This is a genomic window from Micromonospora sp. NPDC048169, assembly GCF_040652815.1.
Classification (GTDB): Bacteria; Actinomycetota; Actinomycetes; order Mycobacteriales; family Micromonosporaceae; genus Micromonospora.
In genome coordinates, this window is sequence record NZ_JBEZMS010000013.1 from 36,848 (window position 1) to 58,614 (window position 21,767).

Consider the following 21,767-nt stretch of genomic DNA (forward strand, 5'->3'; position numbering starts at 1 on the left):
GGACGCCTGACTGTCCCGTCACGCACTCGCCGATCTTGCACTTTCGGCCCGCCGAATGCCCGCTTCGCGAAGCATGCCCGGGCCACAACTCCATGATCGACGGACCCGGGGGAGGCGGAACCCGGTGGGGTGGGTTAGGAGGTGCGGAGGATGCCCAGGCGCTGGGTGGCTCTTGTCAGGGCCACGTAGAGGTCGCTGTGGCCCCTCGGCGACTCGGAGACGATGCGGGCCGGGTCCACCACCAGCACCGAGTCGAACTCCAGGCCCTTCGCCTGCTCGGTGGTCAGCACCACGATCCGGTTCGCCAGCTCGGGCTGCTCGCCCACTGTCGCCTCCGGCAGCGCCGCCACCACCGCGCCGCCCAGCTCGGTCACCCGGCCGGTGGGCACCAGCACGCCGAGGCGCCCGTCGCCGAGGGACGCGGCCTCCCCGGCGGTCGCCTCGACCAGCTCCGTCACGAGCCGGTCCGCCGGTACGGTCCGGTCCCACGGCGGTACGCCGGTGGCGCGTACCGAACGGGGTGGCCGCAGCGCCGGGTCGATCTCGGCCAGCACGTCGGCGGCGACCGCCATGATCTCGGCCGGGGTGCGGTAGCTGACAGTCAGCTCCTCCAGCCGCCACCGGTCCGCCACGTACGGCGCCAGGGCCTCGCCCCACGACGGCGTGCCGGCGAGCGCGCCGGTCTGCGCCACGTCGCCGACTATCGTCATCGACCGGCTGGGGCAGCGGCGCATCAGCAGCCGCCACGCCATGGGCGACAGCTCCTGCGCCTCGTCGACGATCACATGCCCGAACGCCCACGTCCGGTCGGCGGCGGCGCGCTGGGCGGTGGTGAGCCGGTCGGACTCCTCCTGCCGCTCGGAGAGCCGGTCGGCGTCGATCAGGTCGGTCACGCCGAGGATCTCACCGCCGTCTGCCTCGTCCTCCACGTCGATGGAGCGGGAGCCGCGCCAGATCTCCAGCACGCCCTCGGCGTACTCGCGTTCCAGCGCCCGGATCCGCTCCCGGCGGGCCACCGCCGCGCGCTCGTCCTCGCCGAGCAGCTCGGCCGCCTCGTCCAGCAGCGGCACGTCGGCGGGCGTCCAGCCGCCCGGCTCGCGGTGCAGCGCGGCCCGCTCGGCGTCGGTGAGCATCGGCGCGGCGGTGGCGATCCGCTCCGGTGAGGCGTACAGGTCGGCGAGCAGGCGTTGCGGGGTCAGCACCGGCCACAGCTCGTCCAGCGCGGCCCGGATCTCCGGTTCCTCGCGCAGCTCGCGGCGGATCTCCGCGCGGTCGGCCTCGGAGAGCAGGTTCTCCCCGCCCAGCGGGTCGGCGCCGATCCGCTCGGCCACCTGGTCGGCGAGCGCGTGCACGATCTCCACGTCGAACAGGGCGCGGGCCAGGTTGTGCGGCCGGCCGGTGCGGCGTACCCGGTCGCGGGCCTGCCGCACGGTCTCCGGGTCGAGCGTCAGCACCTCCCGCTGCGGCAGCTCGATGGTGACCGGCTCGTCCGGCACCCACTGCCGGTCGCGTACCGCCGCGGCGAGCACGTCGGCCAGCACCGCGCGGCCCTTCAGCGCGGCGGTGGTGGCCGGCTCCGTGCGCCGGGCGTGCACGCCGGGGAAAAGGTCGGCCTGGGTACGCAGCAGCACGCCGGTCTCGGCGAGCGTGGGCAGCACCTGGGAGATGTAGCGCAGGAACGTGGCGTTCGGGCCGACCAGCAGCACGCCCCGGGTGGAGAGCTGCTGTCGGTGGGTGTAGAGCAGATACGCGGCCCGGTGCAGCGCCACGGCCGTCTTGCCGGTGCCCGGCCCGCCCTGCACCACCATGACGCCGGGCAGGTCGGCGCGGATGATCCGGTCCTGCTCGGCCTGGATGGTCTCGACGATGTCGCGCATCCGGCCGGTGCGCCCGGCGTTGAGCGCGGCGAGCAGCGACGCCTCGCCGGTCAGCTCCTCGTGGGCGGTGGGGGAGGCGGCGGTGATGTCCAGCACCTCGTCGTTGAGCCCGGTCACCTTGCGGTCGCGGGTGCGCAGGTGGCGACGGCGGCGTACGCCCTGCGGGTTGGCGGCGGTGGCCAGATAGAACGGGCGGGCGGCCGGGGCACGCCAGTCCATCAGCAGCGGGTCGTAGTCGCCGGAGGAGTCGAAGATCCCGATTCGGCCGATGTAGCGGACCGCGCCGTCGTCGCCGTCGAGGCGGCCGAAGCACAGGCCGCTCTCCACCGCGGAGAACTGCTCGACCTGGTCGGCGTACATCGCGACCGTCGAGTCGCGCTGCGATCGAGCCTGCTGGGTTCCGCCGGTGTGGCGCAACTCCTCGTCGAGCCGCCGGGCGGCCTGTTCCCGCATGCCGTCCAGCCGGTCGTACAGCATCGAGACGTATTCCTGTTCCCGGCCGATCTCGTCGTCCGGGCGCAGGTCAGCCGACACGTCGGAGTGCGTTGACAATCCGGCTCCTCATTGACTAAAATTGCCGCAGGAATGGCATTCAGAAGCCATTCCTTTTTTGTGCCTGAACTGGTAAAGATAGCGCGTCGACCGCCACCCGACCAAGCCCGGACACGACTCGGGGCCCGGCCGACGCGCGTCGACCGAGCCCCGGGCACGGCATGTCTCAGCCCTTTGCCGCCTCGTAGAGCCGCTCCGGCGTGACCAGCCCGGCGATCACCCGCCCGTCGTCGGTCAGCAGGACGCTGAACAGCTTGCCGCTGAGCAGCCGGCCGCTGCCCCAGTCGCCGCTGACCTTCGGCAGGTCACCGAGCACGCCGGCCAGCATCTGGGCGTCCGGCGCGTCCGCGCCGGGCTTCGCGCCGCCGTCCTTCGCCGCCCCGTCGATCTTGGCGACCACCACGGTGGTCCAGCCGGTGCCGACGGTACGCACGTCAGGCTTCTCGGCGTCCTTCCGGTCGAACCGCTTACCCGCCGGTCCGGGCCGCTCGCCCTCGGTCGCCTCGGTGACCTTCACGCCGGGCGGCGGGTTGAACCGGAACTGGTCGGCCGACGGCGTGCGGAAGTCGACCTGGGTGAACGCCACCTGGAACGCCGGCTCGTCCTGCCCGTCGGCGAGCACCTGGAGGCGCAGCGGCACGTGCTCCTTCGCGTCCAGCGCGATCCGTACCTGGTGGACCAGGGAGGCCTTGTCGCGCGGGGTGAGCACCAACTCGTACGCGCTGCGTCCGGCTACTGTCGCGGTGCGGCCGACGGTGACCGCAGTGGTCGGGTCGATCGCCTCCAGCGCCCGGTCGGCGGCGTCGGCCGGGGTGGCCGGCACGACGGTCCGGTCCGGCGCGTCGGCCGGCAGCACCCGGTGCGTGGCGGTGTTCGCCCGGCTGTTCCACGTCCAGACGTCGCGCCCGTTGCGCAGGATGTCCTGCTCGCCGAGCGTGTCGACGAGCGCGAGCCGCTGCCGGTCCTCGCCGCCGTACCAGACGCGCAGCGTGTGCGTACCTGACACCAGGCCGGCCAGGTCGTTGCCGGCGGCCTGCCCGGCGAGCGCGGCGATCGGCGGCAGGCCGAGGTCGGCGCGCTGCACCACGGTGCCGGAGAGCCCGTCCAGGCGGGACGTGCGCAGGTCTTCCAGGAGCTGGGCGGCGCTGCGCGGCGGCAGCGCCGGGTCGGCGCCGGCGGCGAACGTGCCGACGGCGGCGCCACCGCCGATCACGGCGACCCCCGCGGTCACCGGGACCAGCCAGCGCAGCACGGCGCGGTTCTTCATCACTGACATAGTGTGCACCTCCTGCGCACCATGCTGCGCGGTCGTCGCTGTGACCACGCTGAGGAGATCCCCTACGGGTGAGCCCGTGGTGGCACCCTGGACCGGTGCGCTTGCTGGTGGTGGAGGACGAGACGCGGCTCGCGGCGGCGTTGCGCCGGGGCCTGTCGGCGGAGGGCTTCGCGGTCGACGTGGCGGCCAACGGCCCGGACGGGCTGGACGCGGCCCGGCACGGCGAGTACGACGCGATGATCCTCGACGTGATGCTGCCCGGCCTCTCCGGCTACGAGGTGGTGCGCCGGTTGCGTGCCGAGCAGCGCTGGCTGCCGGTGCTGATGCTGTCGGCCAAGGACGGCGAGTACGACCAGGCCGACGGCCTGGACTGCGGCGCCGACGACTACCTGACCAAACCCTTCTCGTACGTGGTGCTGCTGGCCCGGCTGCGGGCGTTGCTGCGCCGCGGCGCGCCCCGGCGGCCGGCCGTGCTCACCGTCGGCGACCTGCGCCTGGACCCGGCCCGCCGCCGGGTCACCCGGGCCGACGCCGAGGTGGTGCTGACCAGCCGCGAGTACGCGCTGCTGGACTACCTGATGCGCCGCCCCGGCGAGGTGGTGTCGAAGACCGAGCTGCTGGACCACGTCTGGGACGCCTCGGTCGACACCGCGCCGAACGCGGTGGAGGTCTACGTCGGCTACCTGCGCCGCAAGATCGGCCGGGAGCGGCTGGAGACGGTGCGCGGCGCGGGCTACCGGCTGGCCACATGAGCCGGTGGGTACGCGGCCCGCTGCCGCGCCTCGGCCTGCGGGCCCGGCTGCTCGCGCTCGGTGTGCTGGGGCTGGTGGCCGGGTTCGCGTTCGGCTCGGCGCTGCTGCTCGGCGCGCTGGGCTGGACGTTGCAGCGCTCGGTCGACGAGGAGGCGCTGCGTACCGCCGACGCGGTGGCGCGGCTGGCCGCCGAGGACGCGCTGCCGGATCCGCTGCCGGTCGCGGGCGGTCAGTTGCGGGTGCAGGTGGTCGACGCGCAGGGCCGCATCCGGGCCGCCTCGATCGACGCGGACCGCCTGGTGCCGATGCTCGGCCCGGACGAGCTGCGCCCCGGGCAGCGGCAGCGGCTGGTGGTGGACGGGCGGCGTGCCGGCATGCCCGGCCCGGTCCGGGTGGTCACGGTGCCGGCCGGCACGGCGCAGGAGCCGCGTACGGTGCTGGTGGCCAAGTCGCTCACCGACGTGCGGCACAGCCTGCACGTGGTCCGCAACCTGCTGCTCGTCGGCTTCCCGGTGCTGGTCGCCGGGCTCGGGGTGGTGGCCTGGCGGGTGGTGGGCGCGACGCTGCGGCCGGTCGAGCAGTTGCGCAGCGGCGCCGCCGAGATCACCGGGCGGGCCGGGGCGGAGCGGCTCCCGGTGCCGGCCGGGCAGGACGAGATCCACCGGCTCGCGGTCACGCTCAACGACATGCTCGACCGGCTGGCCGCGTCCCGGGACCGGCAGCGGGCGTTCGTCGCGGACGCCGCGCACGAGCTGCGCAGCCCGCTGACGAACATGCGCACCGAGCTGGAGGTGGCCCGGCGGCTCGGCGACGACACCGACTGGCCGGCGGTCGCCGACGACCTGCTCGCCGACACCGAACGGCTCAGCCGCCTGGTCGACGATCTGCTGCTGCTGGCCCGCCTCGACGAGCAGGACGTGCGGCCGTCGCCGGTCGGCCCGGTGGAGCTGGGGGAGCTGCTGCGGACGGTGGCGGCCCGCTACCCGTCCCCGCCGGTGCGGCTGACGCCATCCGACGGGCCGCTGTGGGTCGAGGGGGACGCGGGGGAGCTGCGCCGGGTGCTGGTGAACCTGGTGGACAACGCGCTGCGGCACGCGTACTCCGGTGTGGAACTGGCGGTGGGCGGGCCGGACGGGGCGTACCACCTGATCACGGTGACCGACGACGGGCCGGGCATCCCGGCGGCGGACCGGGAGCGGGTGTTCGCCCGGTTCACCCGGCTCGACGACGCGCGGGCCCGCGACGTGGGCGGCGCGGGCCTGGGCCTGGCCATCGTGCGCGAGCTGGTGCGCCGGGCCGGCGGCACGGTCGAGCTGGGCGACGCGACGCCCGGCGCCGCAGCGCCGGGGCTACGCGCGACGGTACGGCTGCCCGCGCTGGCCGAGCCGGACGGGGAGTGAGCGGTCAGCGGCGTTTGGTGCAGACCGGCCCGGTGCGGGCGACCGTGTCGGTGGACCAGACGAGCGCCACCGTGAAGCAGTAGTCGGTGGTGCGGTCGAGCCCGTAGGCGATGTAGTCGACCGAGCCGGCGGGCAGCGTGGCGAACGTGCCCTGCGGCTGCCCGGTGCGGCCCCCGGCGACCACCACCGGCCCTTCGGCGCCGGCCGGGTATGTCCAGCTCAGCACGATGCTGTCGCGCCGGTCGGTGAGGGTGAACCGCCCGGGCGGCGTGCCGGGGGCGGCGGCGGCCGGTGTGGTCGGCGCGGGTCCGGCGGAGGTCGGCGGCGGCGCGCTGGAGGGCGGTGCGCCGGAGGCCGGAGGCGGCGTGCCGCGGCCGTCGTCGACCCGGGACACCCCGGCGATCACCGCGATGGTGCCGAGCAGCAGCGCCACCGCCACGCCCAGCACCACCAGCGGCAGCTGGGGCCGGGTGCGACGCTCGGCGGCCGGTGGCCGGGGCACGTGCACAGGCAGGTACCTCGACGGCGGCTCGGGCGGCGGTGGCGGCACCCGGCGTACGCCGGCCGGCTCGTCGTCGGCGAGCCCGACCACTGTGGGCGGCAACGGGTCGGCGTCCGGGCGCCACGGCTGCTCGGCCGGCCCCTCGGGCGGCCACGGATAGTCGTCGAACGCGTCGCCGTCCGCCTCCGGCGCGGCTCGCGGTGTCGGCACGTGCGCGGCCTCGGCGGCCCGTCCCGGCGGGTGGTAGAGCGGCGTCTCGACCGGGTCGTCGAGCGCCGGCGGCGAGTACGGCGGCAGGTCGTGCGGCCCCTCGGTGGCCGGTGGGACCCGGGCGGCGGGCACCACCGGCGCGGTCCGGGCGGGCGGCGGCTCGGGAGCGGGTGCGGCACAGACGTGGTCCGGGTCGGCGGCGGCACGGGCCAGCCCGGCCACCTGGGCGGCGAGCGGGTCGTCGGGATCCAGGTGGTGGCGGCACAGTTCCTCGGCGAGCGTCAGGTGCTCGTGCGAGTCGGCGTACCGGCCGCAGTCGCGTTCCATCGCGCCGAGCTTGGCCAGCATCTTGATGCCGCTGGGATGGCCGTCGCCGTAGACCTCCCGGTGCAGCTCCCAGGCGTCCTGCAACCGGTCGCGGGCCACCTCGCACTGGCCGCGCGCGTACTCCACGGTGGCCAGGTCGGCGTGCGCGGCGAGCACCCGCTGCGACTCCGGGCCGTCGCGGGCGGTCAGCTCGATGATCACGTCGGAGTAGAGCCGGGCGGCCCGGGCGTCGCTGCCGACCCGGTGCAGCACCGCGGCGAGCGTCGCGGCGGCGGTGACGGTGCGCTCGTCGGAGCGGCCGAACAGCCGGGTGGACGCCGCGTACGCGAACGCGGCCCAGCCGCGCGCGGAGTGCGGCTCGCCGAGTGCGACGAGCAGCCGGGCCTGGAGCCCGGCCGCCTCGGCCAGCTCGGGGGAGGCGTTGCCGGGACGGGGATCGGCGTCGCTGAGCGCGTCGGCGAGCAGCCGTTGCGCGCCGTCGAGGTCGCCTTCGGACACCAGTTGGTGCGCCTGGACGGTCAGGTCAGCGAAGCCGGAGGACACGCCCCATCGTGCTCGTCCGGCGACGGTATGTACAAGCCCCGGAGTGGATCAGTTTGGTCCCGAATCCGTCAGGTGGTCGGCGAGCGTCTCGCTGATCCGCCGGAGCTGGTCGACCTGGGCCGGGCTGAGCGCGTCGAACAGGTGCCGGCGTACCCCCTCGACGTGGCCGGGAGCGGCGGCGGCCAGGGTGGCGAAGCCCTCGCCGGTGAGCACGGCGACCTGCCCGCGCCGGTCGGTGGGGCAGTCCTCCCGGCGGATCCATCCGGACGCCTCCAGCCGGGCGGCGGCGTGTGACAGCCGGCTGCGCGACGAGCCGGTCAGCTCGGCCAGCTCGCTCATCCGCAGTCGCCGGCCGGGGGCCTCGGAGAGGCGGACCAGGATCTCGTAGTACGCGTGCGGCATGCCCGCGTCGCGTTGCAGCTCGCGGTCGAGCGTGTCCATCAGCGCCCGGGAGGCGGTCAGGAAGGCCCGCCAGGTCCGCTGCTCGTCGGGATCCAGCCACCGGGTCATGACGACCATCATACCGGCAATAGTTGAATGTTCAACAAAGCCGGGGTACGGTCGTTGACATGGGCATCCACCGACTCAACCACGCCGTCCTCTACGTCAGTGACCTGGAACGCAGCGTCGCCTTCTACCGCGACGTGCTGGGCTTCCGCCGGGTCCCGATGACTCCCGAGGGCTTCCGGGGCGCCGCCTTCCTCCAGGCGCCCGACTCCACAAACGACCACGACCTCGGCCTGTTCTCCATCGGCGCGGCGGCCGGGGCGTCCCAGGCCGGCCGGGCCACCGTCGGTCTCTACCACCTGGCCTGGGAGCTGGACACGCTCGACGAGCTGGGCGCCACCGCCGAGCGGCTGTCCGCCGCCGGTGCGCTGGTCGGCGCGTCCGACCACGGCACCACAAAGAGCCTCTACGGCCGCGACCCGGACGGGTTGGAGTTCGAGATCGTCTGGATCGTCCCGGCCGACCTGCTCGACGACGCCGCGCTCGCCGCGCGTACCCGCATCGGGCGGCTCGACCTCGACCGCGAGCGGCAGCGCTACGGCGGGCAGACCCGCGGCGGCGTGGGCATCTCCGTCCCGGTCTGAGCGGGGTTCCCGGCCGCGCCCGCCGCGCGGTGCGGTAGAAACGGCACCATGTCCACCGACGCCCTCCTGCGCGAGCTGCTCGTCCGCCGGCTCGACCACTGGCTCCCCGCCGCGCTGCACCGGGCGCGGCGGGCCACCCTCGCGCTCGCGTACGCCGGAGACGACGCCTCCGGCGCGGAGGAGGCGCTGCGGGTGGTGGCCGAGTTCGCCGACCGGCTGCGCGGGCGGCGGCTGACCGTGCTGGTGGTGGCCGACGACGGCACCGACCTGCCGGTACGCCTCGGCGCGGCCGAGGCCGCGCTGCCGCCCGACGTCGCCGTGCACCTGGTGCCCGGCGGCCCGGACCGGCTGCCGGTGGCGCTCAAGGCCGCTGGAGCGGCCGGCGCTCCGCTGCTCGTCGTCGCCGACGGCGCCGACCCGGACCCGGCCCTGCTGGCCGCCGCCGCGTCCGGGCGTCCGGCCGAGCTGCTGCTCGTCACCGCGCCCGGCCGGCCGCTGCGCCAGGTGCTCACCGACGCGGGGTTCCCGCTCGTCACCGAGGTCGAGCTGGTGCCGGACGGGGACGGTCCGGCCCGGCTGCTCGGCTACGGCACCGGCTCCGACCGAGGGCTGGAGGCGGTCAAGGACGCGCTCTGGGCGGTCGACGAGTACGCCGGCGTGCGCTACCGCGACCCGGCCGACCCGCAGGGCCGGCTGCTCGACATCTCGCTCGACCCCGAGCCCGGCCCGCTGCGCCGGGAACTGCTTGCCGAGCTGGCCCGCTCCGGCCCGCGTACGGTCACCGAGCTGCGCCGCTTCGCCACCACCTCGACCGTCTACCGGGCCGCCGACGCCAACCGGGCGCTGGCCTCGCTGCTCGCCTCCGGCGCGGTGACCCGCGACCCGGAGCACGGCCGGCTCGGCGGGGACGTGCTGATCAGCGCCGTCCCGAACGCTGCGTCATCTGCTTGACCACTATCGACGCCCCGGTGGCGACCACGCCGATGCTGAACACCATCTGCGCGCACACCGCCACCCGGGCGATCTGGCCCTGGGCGTGCACGTCGCCGTAGCCGACGGTGGTGAGCGTCGCCAGCGCGAAGTAGAGCGCGTCGACCCGGGTCCGCAGCCCGGCGAACTCGCCCGGCCGGGTGTTCGCCACCACGTAGTCGCCGAGCGCGAAGACGAGCAGCCCGGCGATCAGCGCGACCGCGAGCCGGGTCAGCGCCCGGTCCTCGTCCCGGCCGGTCGGCTGGTCCCGGACGAGCTGGCGGCGGACCTGGCCGGTGACCAGGAACGCGATCACCGCCACCAGCACCAGCGTGCCGGCCGAGCGCAGGGCCAGCCGCAGGCCGTTCGGGTCGGCCTCGACCGGCACGAGGAAGTAGCCGGCGAGCATGAGCAGGCAGGCCGTCACGGCCCGCCGTCTGATCCGCCGCAGGGACAGGTCCACCATGCCGCGATTCTCCGGTCACCGGTGCGCCGCGGTCGGCGGAACCGCGATCCCCGCCGGTATGACGATCGGGGCGCCGGCCAGTAGCCGGCGCCCCGATCCACGTCCGGGTGTCAGGCCCGGGTCTTGTCCTGCTTCCACGACAGCGGCCCCGGAAGGTCCACGCGGTGGGCGCGGGTGTTCGAGTTCCAGGACCAGCGGCCGATCTTGATGCTCCACGACGAGAAGCCGTTCTGGGTGAAGTGGAGGATCAGCGGTCCGTACTTCTTGCGCTTGCGGAACTGGACGCCCATCGGGGGTGCCTCCTTCGTCTCCCTGCCTCTGCAGTCGTCTCCCTGCCTTCGCGGCAACGAACATGCCCGGATCGACGATTCGCGAAACCATGCCCGGTCCGCTCTGGACGGTGGGACTCGCGCCCGGCAAAATCTCTATCCAACGGGTAGGTCTTAAGGAGTCGTAAATGCTGGTGAAGACGGTTGGTAACAATGCCAGCGACGAAGGTCTCACTCTTTGGAAGGGCGTTGACCGGCGCCGAGAGCGGTCGGCAGCATGAGAGCCGGTCGCCCCGCATCGCTTCCCTCATCCGGGGGTACCGGGAGAGAACACAGCGCCGCCGCTGCTACCCCTGTACTGGAGGCTCTCGTGGACCACGTGACATCCCCGCCGCGCCGTGAGCCGGTGCCGTCGTGACCACCGTGGACCGGCCCGGCGCCGGGACCGTCGAGCTGCGCCCCGTCGACGTCGACTCCTTCCGCGACCTGCTGCGCCGCCAGGCGTCCACGGTCACCGTGGTCACCACGCCCGGCCTGCGCGGCAACCGGATGCGGCCGGACCTGCCGCCGGCCGGCTTCACCGCCACCTCGTTCACCTCGGTGTCGCTCGACCCGCCGCTGGTGTCGGTCTGCCTCGGCCGCGCGTCGTCGAGCTGGCCCACCGTCGAGCAGGCCGAGCACGTCGCCGTGCACCTGCTCGCCTCAGGGCAGCAGGAGATCGCGCAGATCTTCGCCACCAGCGGCATCGACCGGTTCAGCGCCCACCCGGGCTGGACCACCGGGCCGTTCGGCGTGCCGCTGATCGGCGACGCGCTGGCCGTGCTGCTGTGCCGGGTGGTGCGCCGGATCGAGGCGGGCGACCACACCATCCTGCTCGGCGAACCGCTCGCGCTCGGCGCGGGGGAGGACGGCGACCCGCTGCTGCACCACGGCGGCCGCTACACCACCACGCTCGGCGACTGGCCCGAGGCGTGGTGACCGCCGCCGTCGACGAGCTGATCGCACTCGACCGGGCCGCCCAGGACCTGCTGTTCCGGGCGGCCCACACCGCCAACGCGTTCACCGACGAGCCGGTCGGCGACGAACAGGTCCGCGCCGTCCACGACCTGATCCGGTACGGCCCGACAGCGATGAACGCCCAGCCGCTGCGGGTGCTGCTGCTGCGTTCCCCGGCGGCCCGGGCCCGGCTGCTGCCGTACGTCAGCGCCGGCAACCGCGACAAGACGGCCACCGCGCCGCTGACCGCTGTGCTCGCCGCCGACGTGGACTGGCACGACCGGCTGCCCGAACTGTTCCCGCACCGCCCCGGCGCCCGCGACTGGTTCACCGGCGACCCGGCCGGCCGGGAGGCGCAGGCCCGGTTCAACGCCGCGCTCCAGATCGGCTACCTGCTGGTCGGCGTACGCGCCGCCGGGCTGGCCGCCGGACCGATGGCCGGCTTCGACGCCGCAGCCGTGGAACGGGAGTTCTTCCCCGGCGGGCGGCACCGGGTGCTGCTGCTGATGAACATCGGCCGCCCGGCGCCGGACGCCTGGCGGGAACGGCTGCCGCGCCTGCCCTACGAGGACGTGGTCGGCACCCTGTGAGTCAGCGCGGCTCCCACGCGTCCGGCTGGGCGGTCAGCTTGCGCACGTGCGCCGGCAACCGGCCGCTGACCAGCTCGTCCAGGCTCACCTCGTCGACCACCCGGCGCACCGAGGCGCGCACCGCCACCCAGAGCCGGGGAAGGTTCTCCGCCGCGCCCTCGTACCGGGTCTCCTCGGGGCGCAGCCCGCGTACCCCGGCCAGCGGACCGTCGACGGCGCGCAACACGTGCCCGATGGTGATCTCACGCGGCGGCCGGGCCAGCGTGTAGCCGCCCTCGGCGCCGCGCTGGGCCCGGACGACCCCGGCCCGGCGCAGGTCGGCCAGGACCGCCTCGAGGAACTTGCGCGGCATGTCCTGCTCCGCCGCGATGGCCTGGGTGGACAGCAGGGTCGGGTACGCGGTGGCCAGGCTCAGGGCTGCCCGGACCGCGTAGTCGCCGCGCGCGGAGATCTGCACAGTGCCATCATGCCTGGCCGCCCGGCACGGGGGAGTCGGCGGGCGGCCGGGGTCGCACCAGACGGACGGGCAGCGGGCGCTCGCGCTCGGCCCGGAACGTCCCCGGGCTCACCCCCACCTCGCGGGTGAAGAAGCGGCCGAAATTGGTCGGCTCGGGAAAACCCAGCTCCCGGCCGACCGCGGCGATCGACTCGTCGGTGGCGGCGAGCAGCCGGCACGCCTGCAACGCGACCCGCTCGTCGATCACCTGCTTGGCGCTGCGGCCGGTCACCGCCAGGCAGGCCCGGGTCAGGGTACGCACCGAACAGCCGAGATCGGCGGCGTAGTCCTCGACCCGGCGGGTGTGCCGGTAGCCGCGTTCCACCTCCCGGCACAGCCGCCGGAACGTCTCCGTCTCGGCCCGCGGCGTCGCGCCGTCGCCCGGGCGCGGCAGCAGGCTCAGCCGCAGCAGCAGGACGGCGAGCTGGTGGCGCAGCAGCGCCGCGGCGGCCGGCACCAGCGCATGCCGGTCGGCGTCCACGGCGAGCTGGCTCACCTCGCTGATCACCGCGTCCTCGTCCTCACCGGCGAGCTGGCGGTGGGCGGGCACCGCGTCCGGGTCGACGTCGAGGCCGCGCAGCGCGTCCGGCCGCCAGCTCACCACCGTCGCGTCGAGCTGCGCGCCGACGAACCGCAGCGCCTGCCCGGGATGCGCGCGCAGCAGCGTGCCCGGACGGCAGGGGACCGGCCGGAAGTCCAGCTCGGCGGTGCCGTGGCCGTGGGTGACCAGGATCAGCAGATCACGGTCGAGCAGGACCGGGCGGGGCCAGCCGGGTTCGGCGGCGAGGTCGCCGAGCACACCGGTGACGATCTCGTCGGTGCCGGAGCGGAGCCGCGGCGGGCCGGTGCGGGTGGCCGGGGAGGGCTGACCGGTAGTGACCATCATCCCGACGGTAACCGGAGCGCCCGCACGTTGCATCTCGACGGTTTCGCCCGCTCTTGTCGGCAGCCGAGCCCGGCGGTTAGGTTACCGATCGGTAAGACCCCGGGCCGGGGTGCGCTGCATACCCGGCCACGCGGCCCCGGCCGACCGGCCCGCGGCCCGGCGACGGCGATGGGACGAACATGACGGATCTGTTCTCGGTCGACGGCAAGACGGTCCTGGTGACCGGCGGCTCACGCGGGATCGGGCTGATGATCGCCCGGGGCTTCGTCCGGGCCGGCGCCAAGGTGATCATCTCCTCGCGCAAGGCGGACGTGTGCGAGTCGGTCGCCAAGGAACTCTCCGCCGAGGGCCACTGCGAGGCGATCCCCGCCGACCTGGGCAGCGACGCGGGCGCGCTGGCGCTCGCCGAGGCCGTCCGGGAGCGCCACGACCGGCTGCACGTGCTGGTGAACAACGCGGGCGCCACCTGGGGCGCACCGCTGGAGGAATACCCGGAGGGCGCCTTCGACAAGCTCTGGGCGGTCAACGTCAAGGCCGTCTTCCGGCTCACCACCGCGCTGCTGCCGCAACTGCGCGCCGCCGCCGGCGCCGACGACCCGGCCCGCGTGATCAACATCGGGTCGATCGACGGCATCCGGGTGCCCTGGATGGAGGTCTACGCGTACTCGGCCACCAAGGCGGCCGTGCACATGCTCACCCGCGGCCTCGCCCACCAGCTCGCCGGCGAGCAGATCACCGTCAACGCGATCGCGCCCGGACCGTTCGAGAGCAAGATGATGGCCTTCGCGCTGGACGACCCCGAGTCGCGCGCGGCCATCGAGCAGCAGGTGCCGCTGGGCCGGATCGGCCGGCCCGAGGACATGGCGGGCACGGCGATCTACCTGGCGTCGCGGGCCGGCGCGTACCTGACCGGAGCGGTCATCCCGGTCGACGGCGGGATCACCACGCGCGGCTGACGCGTACCCCCGGTCGGAGACGGCCCGGGGCCGCGCGGACTCGGCAGATCCGCGCGGCCCCGGGTGTCGCCGTGTCAGCGACCGGCCAGCAGCCGGTTCACCGCGGTGTCGACGTCCAGGTGCTCGGCCTCGCGGCCGCGCGGGACGACGACGTAGGTCCGGCGCAGGAAGCGCACCAGCACGCTGCGCGGGACCTCGAACAGGGCGTTGCCGTCCGGGGACGACAGCGCGAGCGCGACGAAGTCGCCGCGCGGGGTGGCCCACGGCCAGACCCGCACATCACCGATGCCGGCCGGCTCGTCGAGCCCGGTGACCAGCAGTTCGCGAGCGAACGACCAGCTCACCGCCTCGCCGCCGGCGGACTCGGCGTGGAACAGGACATGGACCGCATACGGGTCAGCAGGGTCGTAACGCAGACTGGCACGCACCGGCAAGGCGGTGGCGTCAGGCGCGACGAGCCTTAGCGACGTCTCGACCTCTACGGTCGTCGGTCGGATGACACTCATGGACGTTCTCCCCCCGGCACCGCTGCGGAACGCGCGTGTCCCGCTTTTCCCATACTCAGGTGCTGCTCCTGGCTACGCTCCGCCATACGCTGACTTCACCCAGTGGTGGGAAGGGGTTCCGAAAGCCCCCGGGACCGCCCGGCCCCGCGTAGACTTTCCGGTTCCGCCCACTCCGTCGTCCCGCCCGGCAACGGGTGGTTCAGTCGTCGACTTACTCCGGTAACGTCCAGTCGTCAGCAGGGGTGACGGTCGCGGGCGACACTGGGGGTGGAAATGGTCACGAGGGGCTCCTCGGTGACGTCGCGGACCACGGCCGAATCGCCGAAAGGTGCGGCCCGAGCAGCCGAAAGTCGGGGGTACGAGGTGCCGGTGGAAGGGCGGTCGCAAGGCACTCTCACGGAGCAGCCGCGGCGGCGACAGGGCTGGCGGGGACGCCTGCACACCACGCTCGACCTCATCCGCGCCAACCCCACCGGCCGCGTCGCCCTGAAGATCTTCATCGGCATCCTCGGCGCCATCGTGGTCACCGTCGGTATCGCGCTGATCCCGCTGCCCGGGCCCGGCTGGCTGCTGGTCATCGCCGGCCTCGGCGTCTGGGCGGTCGAGTTCCACTGGGCGCGGCGGCTGCTCGCGTTCACCCGCCGCCACGTCAACTCCTGGACCCGCTGGGTCACCCGGCAGTCGATGCCGGTGCGCTTCGTGCTGGGCGCGGTCGGGCTCGTGTTCGTGTCGGTGGTGGTGTGGCTGTCGCTCAAGTACAGCTTCGGCATCGACGTGGTGGCGGAGGCGCTGCACTACCTCGCGACGCACTGAGGCCCGGTTTTTGGTCCGGGCGGGTGATCGGGTAGAGTCATGCGCGCTGAGGGCGATTAGCTCAGCGGGAGAGCGCTTCGTTCACACCGAAGAGGTCACTGGTTCGATCCCAGTATCGCCCACCATGAATACGGCAAGCTCAAGGCCCCTCAATCGAGGGGCCTTGACTCGTCTTTGAGGCTTCAGTCGTTGCTCGGAGGCAGCGAGAGACAGCAAAGGACTTCACCACTCTGTGGGCGCGCTCAGCGGTTGAGTGGGTGTAGCGGTTCAACGTCGCGGACGTCTGCTCGTGACCCATCACCTTTGCTACGTCATTGATCGGCACGCCGTCTGAGACCAGCTAAGGCGCGTAGGAGTGCCGCAGGTCTTGAAATAAGCCCGTGGGATGGGCCCCGGCCACCTGACGGCGGCCGGGGCCCCGGTTCAGCAGACGTACATGGTTTTCTGGCCCACGAACGCCGCTTCGTCGGTCAGCGGTACGGTCAGATACTCCGTGCCGCTGGTCAGCAACTGGTTCTGATAGCCGGGGCTACCGATGATGTTTTCGTAGGTGCCGGTCTGCATCCGGCAGTCCTGGTGGCTGTACATCGCACCGACCATGCTGCCTTCCGCCCGGTTCTCGGTCGCGGGGATCATCAGCAGCCGGGTGCTCAGCGGAGAGTTCTCCCCGCCGGTGAAGAAGTCCCAGGCGCCACCCTCCTCGGAGGTGTAGAACGGATATTCGTCGCACTGGTCTTCGGGCCGCGTCGTCGGGCAGGAGGTCTGGCCGTACGGTGCGTTCATGAACCAGCTACGGGACTTGAGCACCTTGGGCTTCTCCGTCGAGCCGTTGACGTAGCGCAGCTGCACCCAGGGCGGGTTGGCGTCGATCGCGGCGTCGTCGTTGCGGGCGGCTCCGCGGGCGTCGAAGGCGGTGGGGAACAGGATCGGTTTGGACAGGCAGGGGTTGCCGACGATCCCGCCGCGCCGGGTCAGGTCGAGGCAGCGTTCGGCGGCCAGCTTTGCCTGTTGGTCGGTGACGATCCACCTGCCCTTGTCGTCGGTCGGCGCGCGCTTCGCGGAATAGTCGAGGATGCGTTGCTTGATCGCCGCCACGTCGTCCGCCCGGGGGCGCCGGGCGTCCGCGAAGGCCGCGGTGAGCAGGTCGGCGAAGCCCTGCTGGCCGCGGGCTGTCGGGTGGAAGGTGCCGGTGCCCGGCGTCTTCTCCCCGCTGCCGTCGGTGGACGTCGAGGTGACCGCGTTCAGCCACCGGTAGCCGTCGTTGCCACCGCACGCCCACTTCTTCTGTCCGCTGTTGCCGACGCTGATCGCCGCCGTGGTGTGAACGTAGCGGATGTCCACGCCCTCGGCGCGCAGGTCGTCGACGACCCGCGCGATGGCGATGGACATCCGACCGGCCATCGCGTTGAGGAACAGCCGGGCCTGCGAGCTGATGTTGTAGCAGGCGTTGTTGCCTTCCTCGTTGGCGAACATCTGCGGGTAGCCGACGACGAAGATCTGGGCGTTCGGGGCGGCGGTGTGGATCGCCCGGTAGGTGGCCTTCAGCTTTGCGGGCAGCCAGTCCCGAATGATCTTCGTTTGGTAGTCGCGCAGCAGTTCGGGGTCGACGACGCCGTTCGACCGGGTCAGCCGGTAGTTCGGCCCTGAGCAGTCGGTGAGCGCGGCGATGCACCCGGTGAGCACGTCGGAGAACCGGGCGTCGTTGCCGCCGATCGAGATCGACACGTGCGTGGTCTCCGGGTCCAGCCAGCCCTGCTCCACCTGGGTCAGCTCGCCCCAGCGGTCGACCGCCTGTCCCCAGTCGGTGTGTCCCGCCGTGTCGGAGGCGGCCGGCGGAACGTTTACCGCGTCGCGGGTGACGGCCGTGGTCGTCGCGCCCGAGCAGGCGAGGAAGCCGAAGCTGCCCCAGCTGTACCGCGTCGACATCTGTTCGATGGTGTAGTGGTCGTTCGGGAAGTCCCGGACGGAGTCGCGGCCGGGATCATGCACGAGCCGGGGGTACGCGCCGGCCGTCGACCGGTGGCAGGCGTCGACGCTGGAGCCCTTCGTGCCGTTTGTTCGCTTGAGGTCGCTGTTGCGGTCGTACGGCGCCACGCCCTCGCCTGACGAGTAGGAGTCGCCCAGCGCGACGTATCGGGGCATGCCGCCGACCTCTTCGGGCACGCCGGGCGGCGACGGGCTGGGCCAGCTGAACGCCACCGCGTCGAAGATGATGCTGTCGTCTCCGGTGCCGTCCTTGGCCACGGTGGTCAGCGAGACCGAGGGCTGGCCCCGGAAGTTGAAGGTGCCCAGGTCGACCCACTTGTTCTGCTGCCAGGTCTGGTTGATCACCCGGTACCGGGTTTCGCCGTTGCCCAGATCGATCGTGTACTTCGCCTGTTGCGTCCAGGCGCCGAACTCGGGCACGAACACCTGGACCCGCCGCCAGCCGGTGCCGGTCTCGTTGAGCCGCCAGGTGCCAGTGACCTTGAGGTTTCCGCCCTGGGCCGCCTGCGTCCGGGTGCTGGCCCGCCAGTAGTGGCCGCCGTAACCGCCGCCGACCTGGTGGAAATCGATCTTGGACGGGTAGGTGCCGTTGGCCACCCCCGTGAAGGAGAGCTGGAACGTACCCTGGTTCTGCAGCTGTCTGGGGCATGACCGCGGCGAGGGCGAGCCGAGCGGAACGTTGTCGACCACCTTGGCACCGGGGGCGAGGTCACCGCCGCTGTCCTGGCAGTGCGGCGGGTAGCTGATGCCGTCGCTCTCGCAGGCCGTCTGGCCGGCTGTCGTGCACCACGGGTAGCCCGGGTCGAACCGGATCTGCTCGTGGCCGCAGGTGTCGCAGACGACTCCCGGCGGCGCCTTCCACCCGACGGCGGAGTGGGCCCAGCACCTCAGGTCGTACAGGCCGGCGGCGTTCCTGTGCAGACACGAGCCGGGCTTCTCGCTGCTGACGTCCGGATCGTCGGGCTGCACGGAGGCGTACGGATCGCATTGGTTGGTGTTGTCGCAGAAGGTCTTCAGCGGGGGCTTGACCCTGGGCTTGTCCTCGCTCAGGTTCCACCAGGCGTAGTTGAAGCCGGGGCGCTCGACGCCCGGCGACTCGGTCGCGGAGATCGGATTGCCGGCCCAGCCGAGCACCTTCTCCGGGTACGGCCAGTTCTGCGGCGTGCGAGCGTCGTCGTACGAGGTCATGAACGGGTGCCGGAGCGGGTCGTACCTGGGGTTGATCGGGTTGTTGAGCCACCCGACGCCCCACGGGTCGGTGTCGTTCTTCTTCGGGTAGAAGCCCGAGTTGTACGCCCACACCGCGTAGAACCAGTTCTCGAGCGCGGACGGATCGGCGTTGTGCACCCGCAACCCCGCCGCGTAGGTCTGGTTCCATTTCTCCTGCAAGATCTTCAACCCGTACGCGATGTTCGCGGTGAAGTCGAGCGCGACCGCCCGCTGGGTCTGGAACGGCAGCGAGACCTCGACCTTGTTGCCGTTGGCGTCGGTCTTCTCGTGGCCCGCCAGGCGCATGCCGTCGGTCGCCTGGGTGAGCCCGTAGCCGCAGTCGGCCTTCGTCCAGTCGATGTCCCAGTCGTCCAGCGAGGTGGCGTTGTAGATGTCGCGCCCGTAGTAGTTGCCCATCAGTGGGTTCGCCGGCACGCCGGGCAGCGCGAACTTCGACGCCTGCCACATGTTGGATTCCTGGGTGATGATGCCCAGCATGATCTGCGCCGGCACCCGGCCGCCGTTCGCCAGTGGTGGCGCCGGGAACAGTGTCTGCGGCTCGTACGCCGGCATGCCGTAGCCCTTCCAGTTCGCCGGGCGCGAGGCCGCGTCATTGAGCCGGCCGAAGACCGCCTGGTCGACCGCCCACTCGACGTTGCGCGGCTTCGGCTGCACGGCCTGGTTCGCCGGGTCGTTGCGCGGCACCGAGCAGTAGCGGTCCGCCTCGACCGGTTCGGCCGAGGCGTCGGCCGCGATCCGGAAGCGGGGCGTGGTGGCCGTGGCCGTGGCGCCGAGCTTCGGATGGGTGGCTCGGCCGGCGACCGCCTCGGGTCCGACCACCTCGGGGCTCACCTCGAAGGTGAGCGACTTGCCGGTCTTTGTCACCGTCGCCGTGACGGCGACGTCGCGGGCCACGCTCGGGTCGCCGCCCTGGGTTCGCGGGTCGCCCGCGCCGGCCGCCTTGACCTGGGTGAGCGCCAGTTCACCGCGGGTGGACAGCTCACTGTCGCGGGGAACGGCGATCCGGCGCACGGTGGCGGGCAGCGCGGACATGTGCGCCGGCCGGCCGGTGATGAAGGACCGGCCGCCGGCACCGCGGGCCAGGCCGACATCGGCCGCGCGGCCGCGTGCGAGCTCCCGCACGGACCGGCCGACCGCCCGCTTCACCCGGGTCTGCCGGCCGTCGGAGTCCATGAAGACGACGCCGCCGGCTGCGTCGGGCGTCAGCCGGAACGGCACCCCGGTCGCCGCGGCGGACCGGGTCACCTTGCCGGTCCTCGCCACCGAGACCAGCCCGCCGGCGGCCGCCGCGACGATGCCGTCCTTGACGGGTACGGGGGAGCTCAGCTCGGTGTTCAGCAGGATCGGCTTGGACAGCGTGCGTGCCGCCGCGTCCACGGTGAACAGCCGGCTCCGTGGCGCGGTGGACGTCGGGTCCTCGCGGTTCTCGCCACCGAGCTGGGAGAGCACCGCCTGCTCGCCCGCGCCGCAACCGGGGTTGAAGTAGGCGAGCGACGACTGCACCGGCAGCTTGGTCACCTGGCGCGTCTTCAGGTCGACGAGCGCGGTGAACCCGCCACGGTCGAACAGCTCCGCCTTGTTGGTGAAGGTGCGGGGTGCGTACACCACGACCAGCCGGCGACCCGAGCCGGTCACGCAGGCGTTGCCGATCCACAGGTCGACGTCGAAGCCCGGCTCGGCGAGGCTGGCCGCGGTCTCCCAGGTGTAGCCGGTGGCCGCCGTGGCGGTGAGAATGTGGAAGCCGTTGGCGTCGCCGGAGGTCGTCCAGATCCGGTCCGCGGAGCCGCGCCACCCCTTCGGCAGGACCCTGTCCCGGTCGCCGGGTGCGACGCGATCGGCCGGCCCGACCGGGCCGGCCGGGGCCGCCGCTGCCGCCGGCGCGGATGGCGGGGTCTCCGCCGGTTCGGCCCGGGCCACTGCGGACAGTGCCGGGCCGGAAAGCAGCGCAACAGCGGCCACGGCGGCAATCATCGCCTTGCCAGGCGTCGATAACGTTCCTATCTTCACGGGTCTCCGTCCATGACGAGCGTGGTGAAAACAATGGAGGGACCATGTTCTGGCCGTACGCCGACGGCGGACCACACCTTTAACCCGAGCGCGAAAGGTATGCCCGGCGGGTCTCGGATGTGTCAGACGGCAAGGCTGATCGCATTCTCGAGTAACTGCGGGTCACGGAGGTGGTCGTGATCGGCGGTTGGCTTGTCGGGTGGCGCGGGCGATGTCCGACCTGGGAGGTCACGACCGCTGTCGCGGCGTACCGGGCAGCGCTCACCATCAGTGATCGCAGCGGGTGGGAGAACGGCGTGGGGTGTCGTGACGGCCGGCGAGGTCCTCGGGGCTTTTTGTGGCGTAGAAATTTTATGGTCACGATGGGATCTCACCCGCTACTTCGGCCTCCACATGGTCCGGCTGCATTTCCGCTCGCTTAAGCCTTGGCTAAAACCTCTTGCCGCTGCCGTGTGCCAGTACCGAGGATCTGCACGTGCCGACCGGTGAAGGCATTTTTCTTCCGCCGACCTGAAGGTTGCATCCGCGCGAGTGGCATTCCACCTCGCACTACGAAACGGAGTCAGTTCATGCGCGACACGACCCGCCGCTGGATCGGCCTTGTGGCCGCTGCCATCACCGCGACCACCGGGCTGGTGGCGATCACCACCGCACCGGCCCAGGCCATCACGTTCTACGAGGGGCACTCGCCCGAGGATTACTTCACCGGCAACAACGGGATCAGGTACCGGTGCACCGACGACGCGAGGACGGTCCGGGAGGCGTACCTGCCGGGCGGCGGGCCACTGATCGCCGAGTTGCGCTACAGCCCGCGCTGCCGCACGGCGTGGGCCCGCGGCAAAGCGAACTACGACGTCCGGGTCGACGGCTTCTACTCGAACGGGCAGTACCGCACATACGCCGCCGCGGGCCGCAATCCCGGTGCGCCCTCCACCGACGTGCACTGGACCGTGATGCTCGACGACGCTGGCCTGCTGGCCCGCGCCTGTACCGCCTGGGGCTACAACAACGAGTACGAGGAGTACTGCACCAGCCGGTACTGAGATCCACCGGACAACGGCGGCGGC

19 protein-coding genes and 1 tRNA gene are annotated in these 21,767 nt (G+C 72.7%); 10 read left to right on the forward strand and 10 right to left on the reverse strand.

What is annotated here, in order from left to right:
- Positions 1–134: 134 nt before the first annotated feature.
- The gene (locus AB0D28_RS14050; RefSeq protein WP_357385866.1) at positions 135–2,354 is read right to left on the reverse strand and encodes an AAA family ATPase; all 2,220 of its coding nucleotides are present in this window, start codon (positions 2,352–2,354) and stop codon (positions 135–137) included.
- 241 nt (positions 2,355–2,595) lie between these two features.
- Complete coding sequence (locus AB0D28_RS14055) at positions 2,596–3,705, reverse strand: sigma-E factor regulatory protein RseB domain-containing protein (protein WP_357385662.1); 1,110 nt, start codon at positions 3,703–3,705, stop codon at positions 2,596–2,598.
- Positions 3,706–3,800: 95 nt separating this feature from the next.
- Here AB0D28_RS14055 and AB0D28_RS14060 point away from each other — a divergent pair, with 95 nt between their 5' ends.
- Together AB0D28_RS14060 and AB0D28_RS14065 are read left to right on the forward strand one after the other, a co-directional pair.
- Entirely contained in the window at positions 3,801–4,457 is a 657-nt protein-coding gene (locus AB0D28_RS14060) for a response regulator transcription factor (protein ID WP_357385664.1), read from the forward strand.
- Positions 4,454–5,857, forward strand: a complete 1,404-nt coding sequence (locus AB0D28_RS14065) for a HAMP domain-containing sensor histidine kinase (protein WP_357385666.1) — start codon at positions 4,454–4,456, stop codon at positions 5,855–5,857. The genes AB0D28_RS14060 and AB0D28_RS14065 overlap by 4 nt, the downstream gene beginning before the upstream one ends.
- 4 nt (positions 5,858–5,861) lie before the next feature.
- Here AB0D28_RS14065 and AB0D28_RS14070 read toward each other — a convergent pair whose 3' ends face one another.
- Both AB0D28_RS14070 and AB0D28_RS14075 read right to left on the reverse strand, forming a co-directional pair.
- Positions 5,862–7,439 (reverse strand): tetratricopeptide repeat protein, encoded by a 1,578-nt coding sequence (locus tag AB0D28_RS14070; RefSeq protein WP_357385668.1) that lies wholly within the window; start codon positions 7,437–7,439, stop codon positions 5,862–5,864.
- Between the two features lie 48 nt (positions 7,440–7,487).
- A complete protein-coding gene (locus tag AB0D28_RS14075) occupies positions 7,488–7,958 on the reverse strand; it encodes a MarR family transcriptional regulator (protein WP_357385868.1) in 471 nt (156 codons plus the stop codon).
- A gap of 50 nt (positions 7,959–8,008) precedes the next feature.
- On the opposite strand from AB0D28_RS14075, the gene AB0D28_RS14080 reads away from it, so the two are divergent.
- Complete coding sequence (locus tag AB0D28_RS14080) at positions 8,009–8,530, forward strand: VOC family protein (protein ID WP_357385670.1); 522 nt, start codon at positions 8,009–8,011, stop codon at positions 8,528–8,530.
- Positions 8,531–8,578: 48 nt separating this feature from the next.
- Complete coding sequence (locus AB0D28_RS14085; RefSeq protein WP_357385672.1) at positions 8,579–9,481, forward strand: hypothetical protein; 903 nt, start codon at positions 8,579–8,581, stop codon at positions 9,479–9,481.
- Here AB0D28_RS14085 and AB0D28_RS14090 read toward each other — a convergent pair.
- Positions 9,447–9,965, reverse strand: a complete 519-nt coding sequence (locus AB0D28_RS14090; RefSeq protein ID WP_357385674.1) for a potassium channel family protein — start codon at positions 9,963–9,965, stop codon at positions 9,447–9,449. The genes AB0D28_RS14085 and AB0D28_RS14090 overlap by 35 nt on opposite strands.
- Before the next feature lie 110 nt (positions 9,966–10,075).
- A complete protein-coding gene (locus AB0D28_RS14095) occupies positions 10,076–10,255 on the reverse strand; it encodes a DUF4236 domain-containing protein (RefSeq protein WP_013284922.1) in 180 nt (59 codons plus the stop codon).
- A gap of 393 nt (positions 10,256–10,648) precedes the next feature.
- Here AB0D28_RS14095 and AB0D28_RS14100 point away from each other — a divergent pair, with 393 nt between their 5' ends.
- Entirely contained in the window at positions 10,649–11,212 is a 564-nt protein-coding gene (locus tag AB0D28_RS14100; RefSeq protein ID WP_357385676.1) for a flavin reductase family protein, read from the forward strand.
- On the forward strand, positions 11,209–11,820 hold the full coding sequence (locus AB0D28_RS14105; RefSeq protein WP_357385678.1) for a malonic semialdehyde reductase: 612 nt from the start codon (positions 11,209–11,211) through the stop codon (positions 11,818–11,820). Before AB0D28_RS14100 ends, AB0D28_RS14105 begins: the two co-directional genes overlap by 4 nt.
- 1 nt (position 11,821) lies before the next feature.
- On the opposite strand, the gene AB0D28_RS14110 is transcribed toward AB0D28_RS14105, so the two are convergent.
- Positions 11,822–12,277, reverse strand: coding sequence for an Rrf2 family transcriptional regulator (locus AB0D28_RS14110; RefSeq protein WP_013284925.1), 456 nt, complete (start codon positions 12,275–12,277; stop codon positions 11,822–11,824).
- Between the two features lie 7 nt (positions 12,278–12,284).
- A complete protein-coding gene (locus AB0D28_RS14115; protein WP_357385681.1) occupies positions 12,285–13,202 on the reverse strand; it encodes an AraC family transcriptional regulator in 918 nt (305 codons plus the stop codon).
- A 179-nt stretch (positions 13,203–13,381) separates the two neighbouring features.
- Here AB0D28_RS14115 and AB0D28_RS14120 point away from each other — a divergent pair, with 179 nt between their 5' ends.
- Positions 13,382–14,158, forward strand: a complete 777-nt coding sequence (locus tag AB0D28_RS14120) for a glucose 1-dehydrogenase (protein WP_091427952.1) — start codon at positions 13,382–13,384, stop codon at positions 14,156–14,158.
- A 74-nt stretch (positions 14,159–14,232) separates the two neighbouring features.
- On the opposite strand, the gene AB0D28_RS14125 is transcribed toward AB0D28_RS14120, so the two are convergent.
- A complete protein-coding gene (locus tag AB0D28_RS14125; protein WP_007457244.1) occupies positions 14,233–14,664 on the reverse strand; it encodes an SsgA family sporulation/cell division regulator in 432 nt (143 codons plus the stop codon).
- 273 nt (positions 14,665–14,937) lie between these two features.
- On the opposite strand from AB0D28_RS14125, the gene AB0D28_RS14130 reads away from it, so the two are divergent.
- Both AB0D28_RS14130 and AB0D28_RS14135 read left to right on the forward strand, forming a co-directional pair.
- On the forward strand, positions 14,938–15,477 hold the full coding sequence (locus AB0D28_RS14130; protein ID WP_357385683.1) for a TIGR02611 family protein: 540 nt from the start codon (positions 14,938–14,940) through the stop codon (positions 15,475–15,477).
- Between the two features lie 50 nt (positions 15,478–15,527).
- Positions 15,528–15,602: transfer RNA gene (locus tag AB0D28_RS14135), tRNA-Val, on the forward strand.
- Between the two features lie 298 nt (positions 15,603–15,900).
- Here AB0D28_RS14135 and AB0D28_RS14140 read toward each other — a convergent pair.
- Positions 15,901–20,652: a hypothetical protein gene (locus AB0D28_RS14140; protein ID WP_357385685.1), complete on the reverse strand. Its 4,752-nt coding sequence runs from the start codon at positions 20,650–20,652 to the stop codon at positions 15,901–15,903.
- A 617-nt stretch (positions 20,653–21,269) separates the two neighbouring features.
- Between AB0D28_RS14140 and AB0D28_RS14145 the strand changes: the two genes are divergently transcribed.
- Positions 21,270–21,743 carry a DUF2690 domain-containing protein gene (locus tag AB0D28_RS14145; RefSeq protein ID WP_357385687.1) on the forward strand — a complete coding sequence of 158 codons (474 nt, stop codon included), beginning with the start codon at positions 21,270–21,272 and terminating at the stop codon, positions 21,741–21,743.
- Positions 21,744–21,767 lie beyond the last annotated feature (24 nt).

Bases quoted from the DNA above. Each gene is read 5' to 3' on its own strand.
- AB0D28_RS14050 (WP_357385866.1), bottom strand. From the start codon at position 2,354: ATGCTGTACGACCGGCTGGACGGCATGCGGGAACAGGCCGCCCGGCGG.
- AB0D28_RS14055 (WP_357385662.1), bottom strand. From the start codon at position 3,705: ATGTCAGTGATGAAGAACCGCGCCGTGCTGCGCTGGCTGGTCCCGGTG.
- AB0D28_RS14065 (WP_357385666.1), top strand. From the start codon at position 4,454: ATGAGCCGGTGGGTACGCGGCCCGCTGCCGCGCCTCGGCCTGCGGGCC.
- AB0D28_RS14075 (WP_357385868.1), bottom strand. From the start codon at position 7,958: ATGGTCGTCATGACCCGGTGGCTGGATCCCGACGAGCAGCGGACCTGG.
- AB0D28_RS14080 (WP_357385670.1), top strand. From the start codon at position 8,009: ATGGGCATCCACCGACTCAACCACGCCGTCCTCTACGTCAGTGACCTG.
- AB0D28_RS14085 (WP_357385672.1), top strand. From the start codon at position 8,579: ATGTCCACCGACGCCCTCCTGCGCGAGCTGCTCGTCCGCCGGCTCGAC.
- AB0D28_RS14090 (WP_357385674.1), bottom strand. From the start codon at position 9,965: ATGGTGGACCTGTCCCTGCGGCGGATCAGACGGCGGGCCGTGACGGCC.
- AB0D28_RS14095 (WP_013284922.1), bottom strand. From the start codon at position 10,255: ATGGGCGTCCAGTTCCGCAAGCGCAAGAAGTACGGACCGCTGATCCTC.
- AB0D28_RS14115 (WP_357385681.1), bottom strand. From the start codon at position 13,202: ATGATGGTCACTACCGGTCAGCCCTCCCCGGCCACCCGCACCGGCCCG.
- AB0D28_RS14120 (WP_091427952.1), top strand. From the start codon at position 13,382: ATGACGGATCTGTTCTCGGTCGACGGCAAGACGGTCCTGGTGACCGGC.
- AB0D28_RS14125 (WP_007457244.1), bottom strand. From the start codon at position 14,664: ATGAGTGTCATCCGACCGACGACCGTAGAGGTCGAGACGTCGCTAAGG.
- AB0D28_RS14130 (WP_357385683.1), top strand. From the start codon at position 14,938: ATGGTCACGAGGGGCTCCTCGGTGACGTCGCGGACCACGGCCGAATCG.
- AB0D28_RS14145 (WP_357385687.1), top strand. From the start codon at position 21,270: ATGCGCGACACGACCCGCCGCTGGATCGGCCTTGTGGCCGCTGCCATC.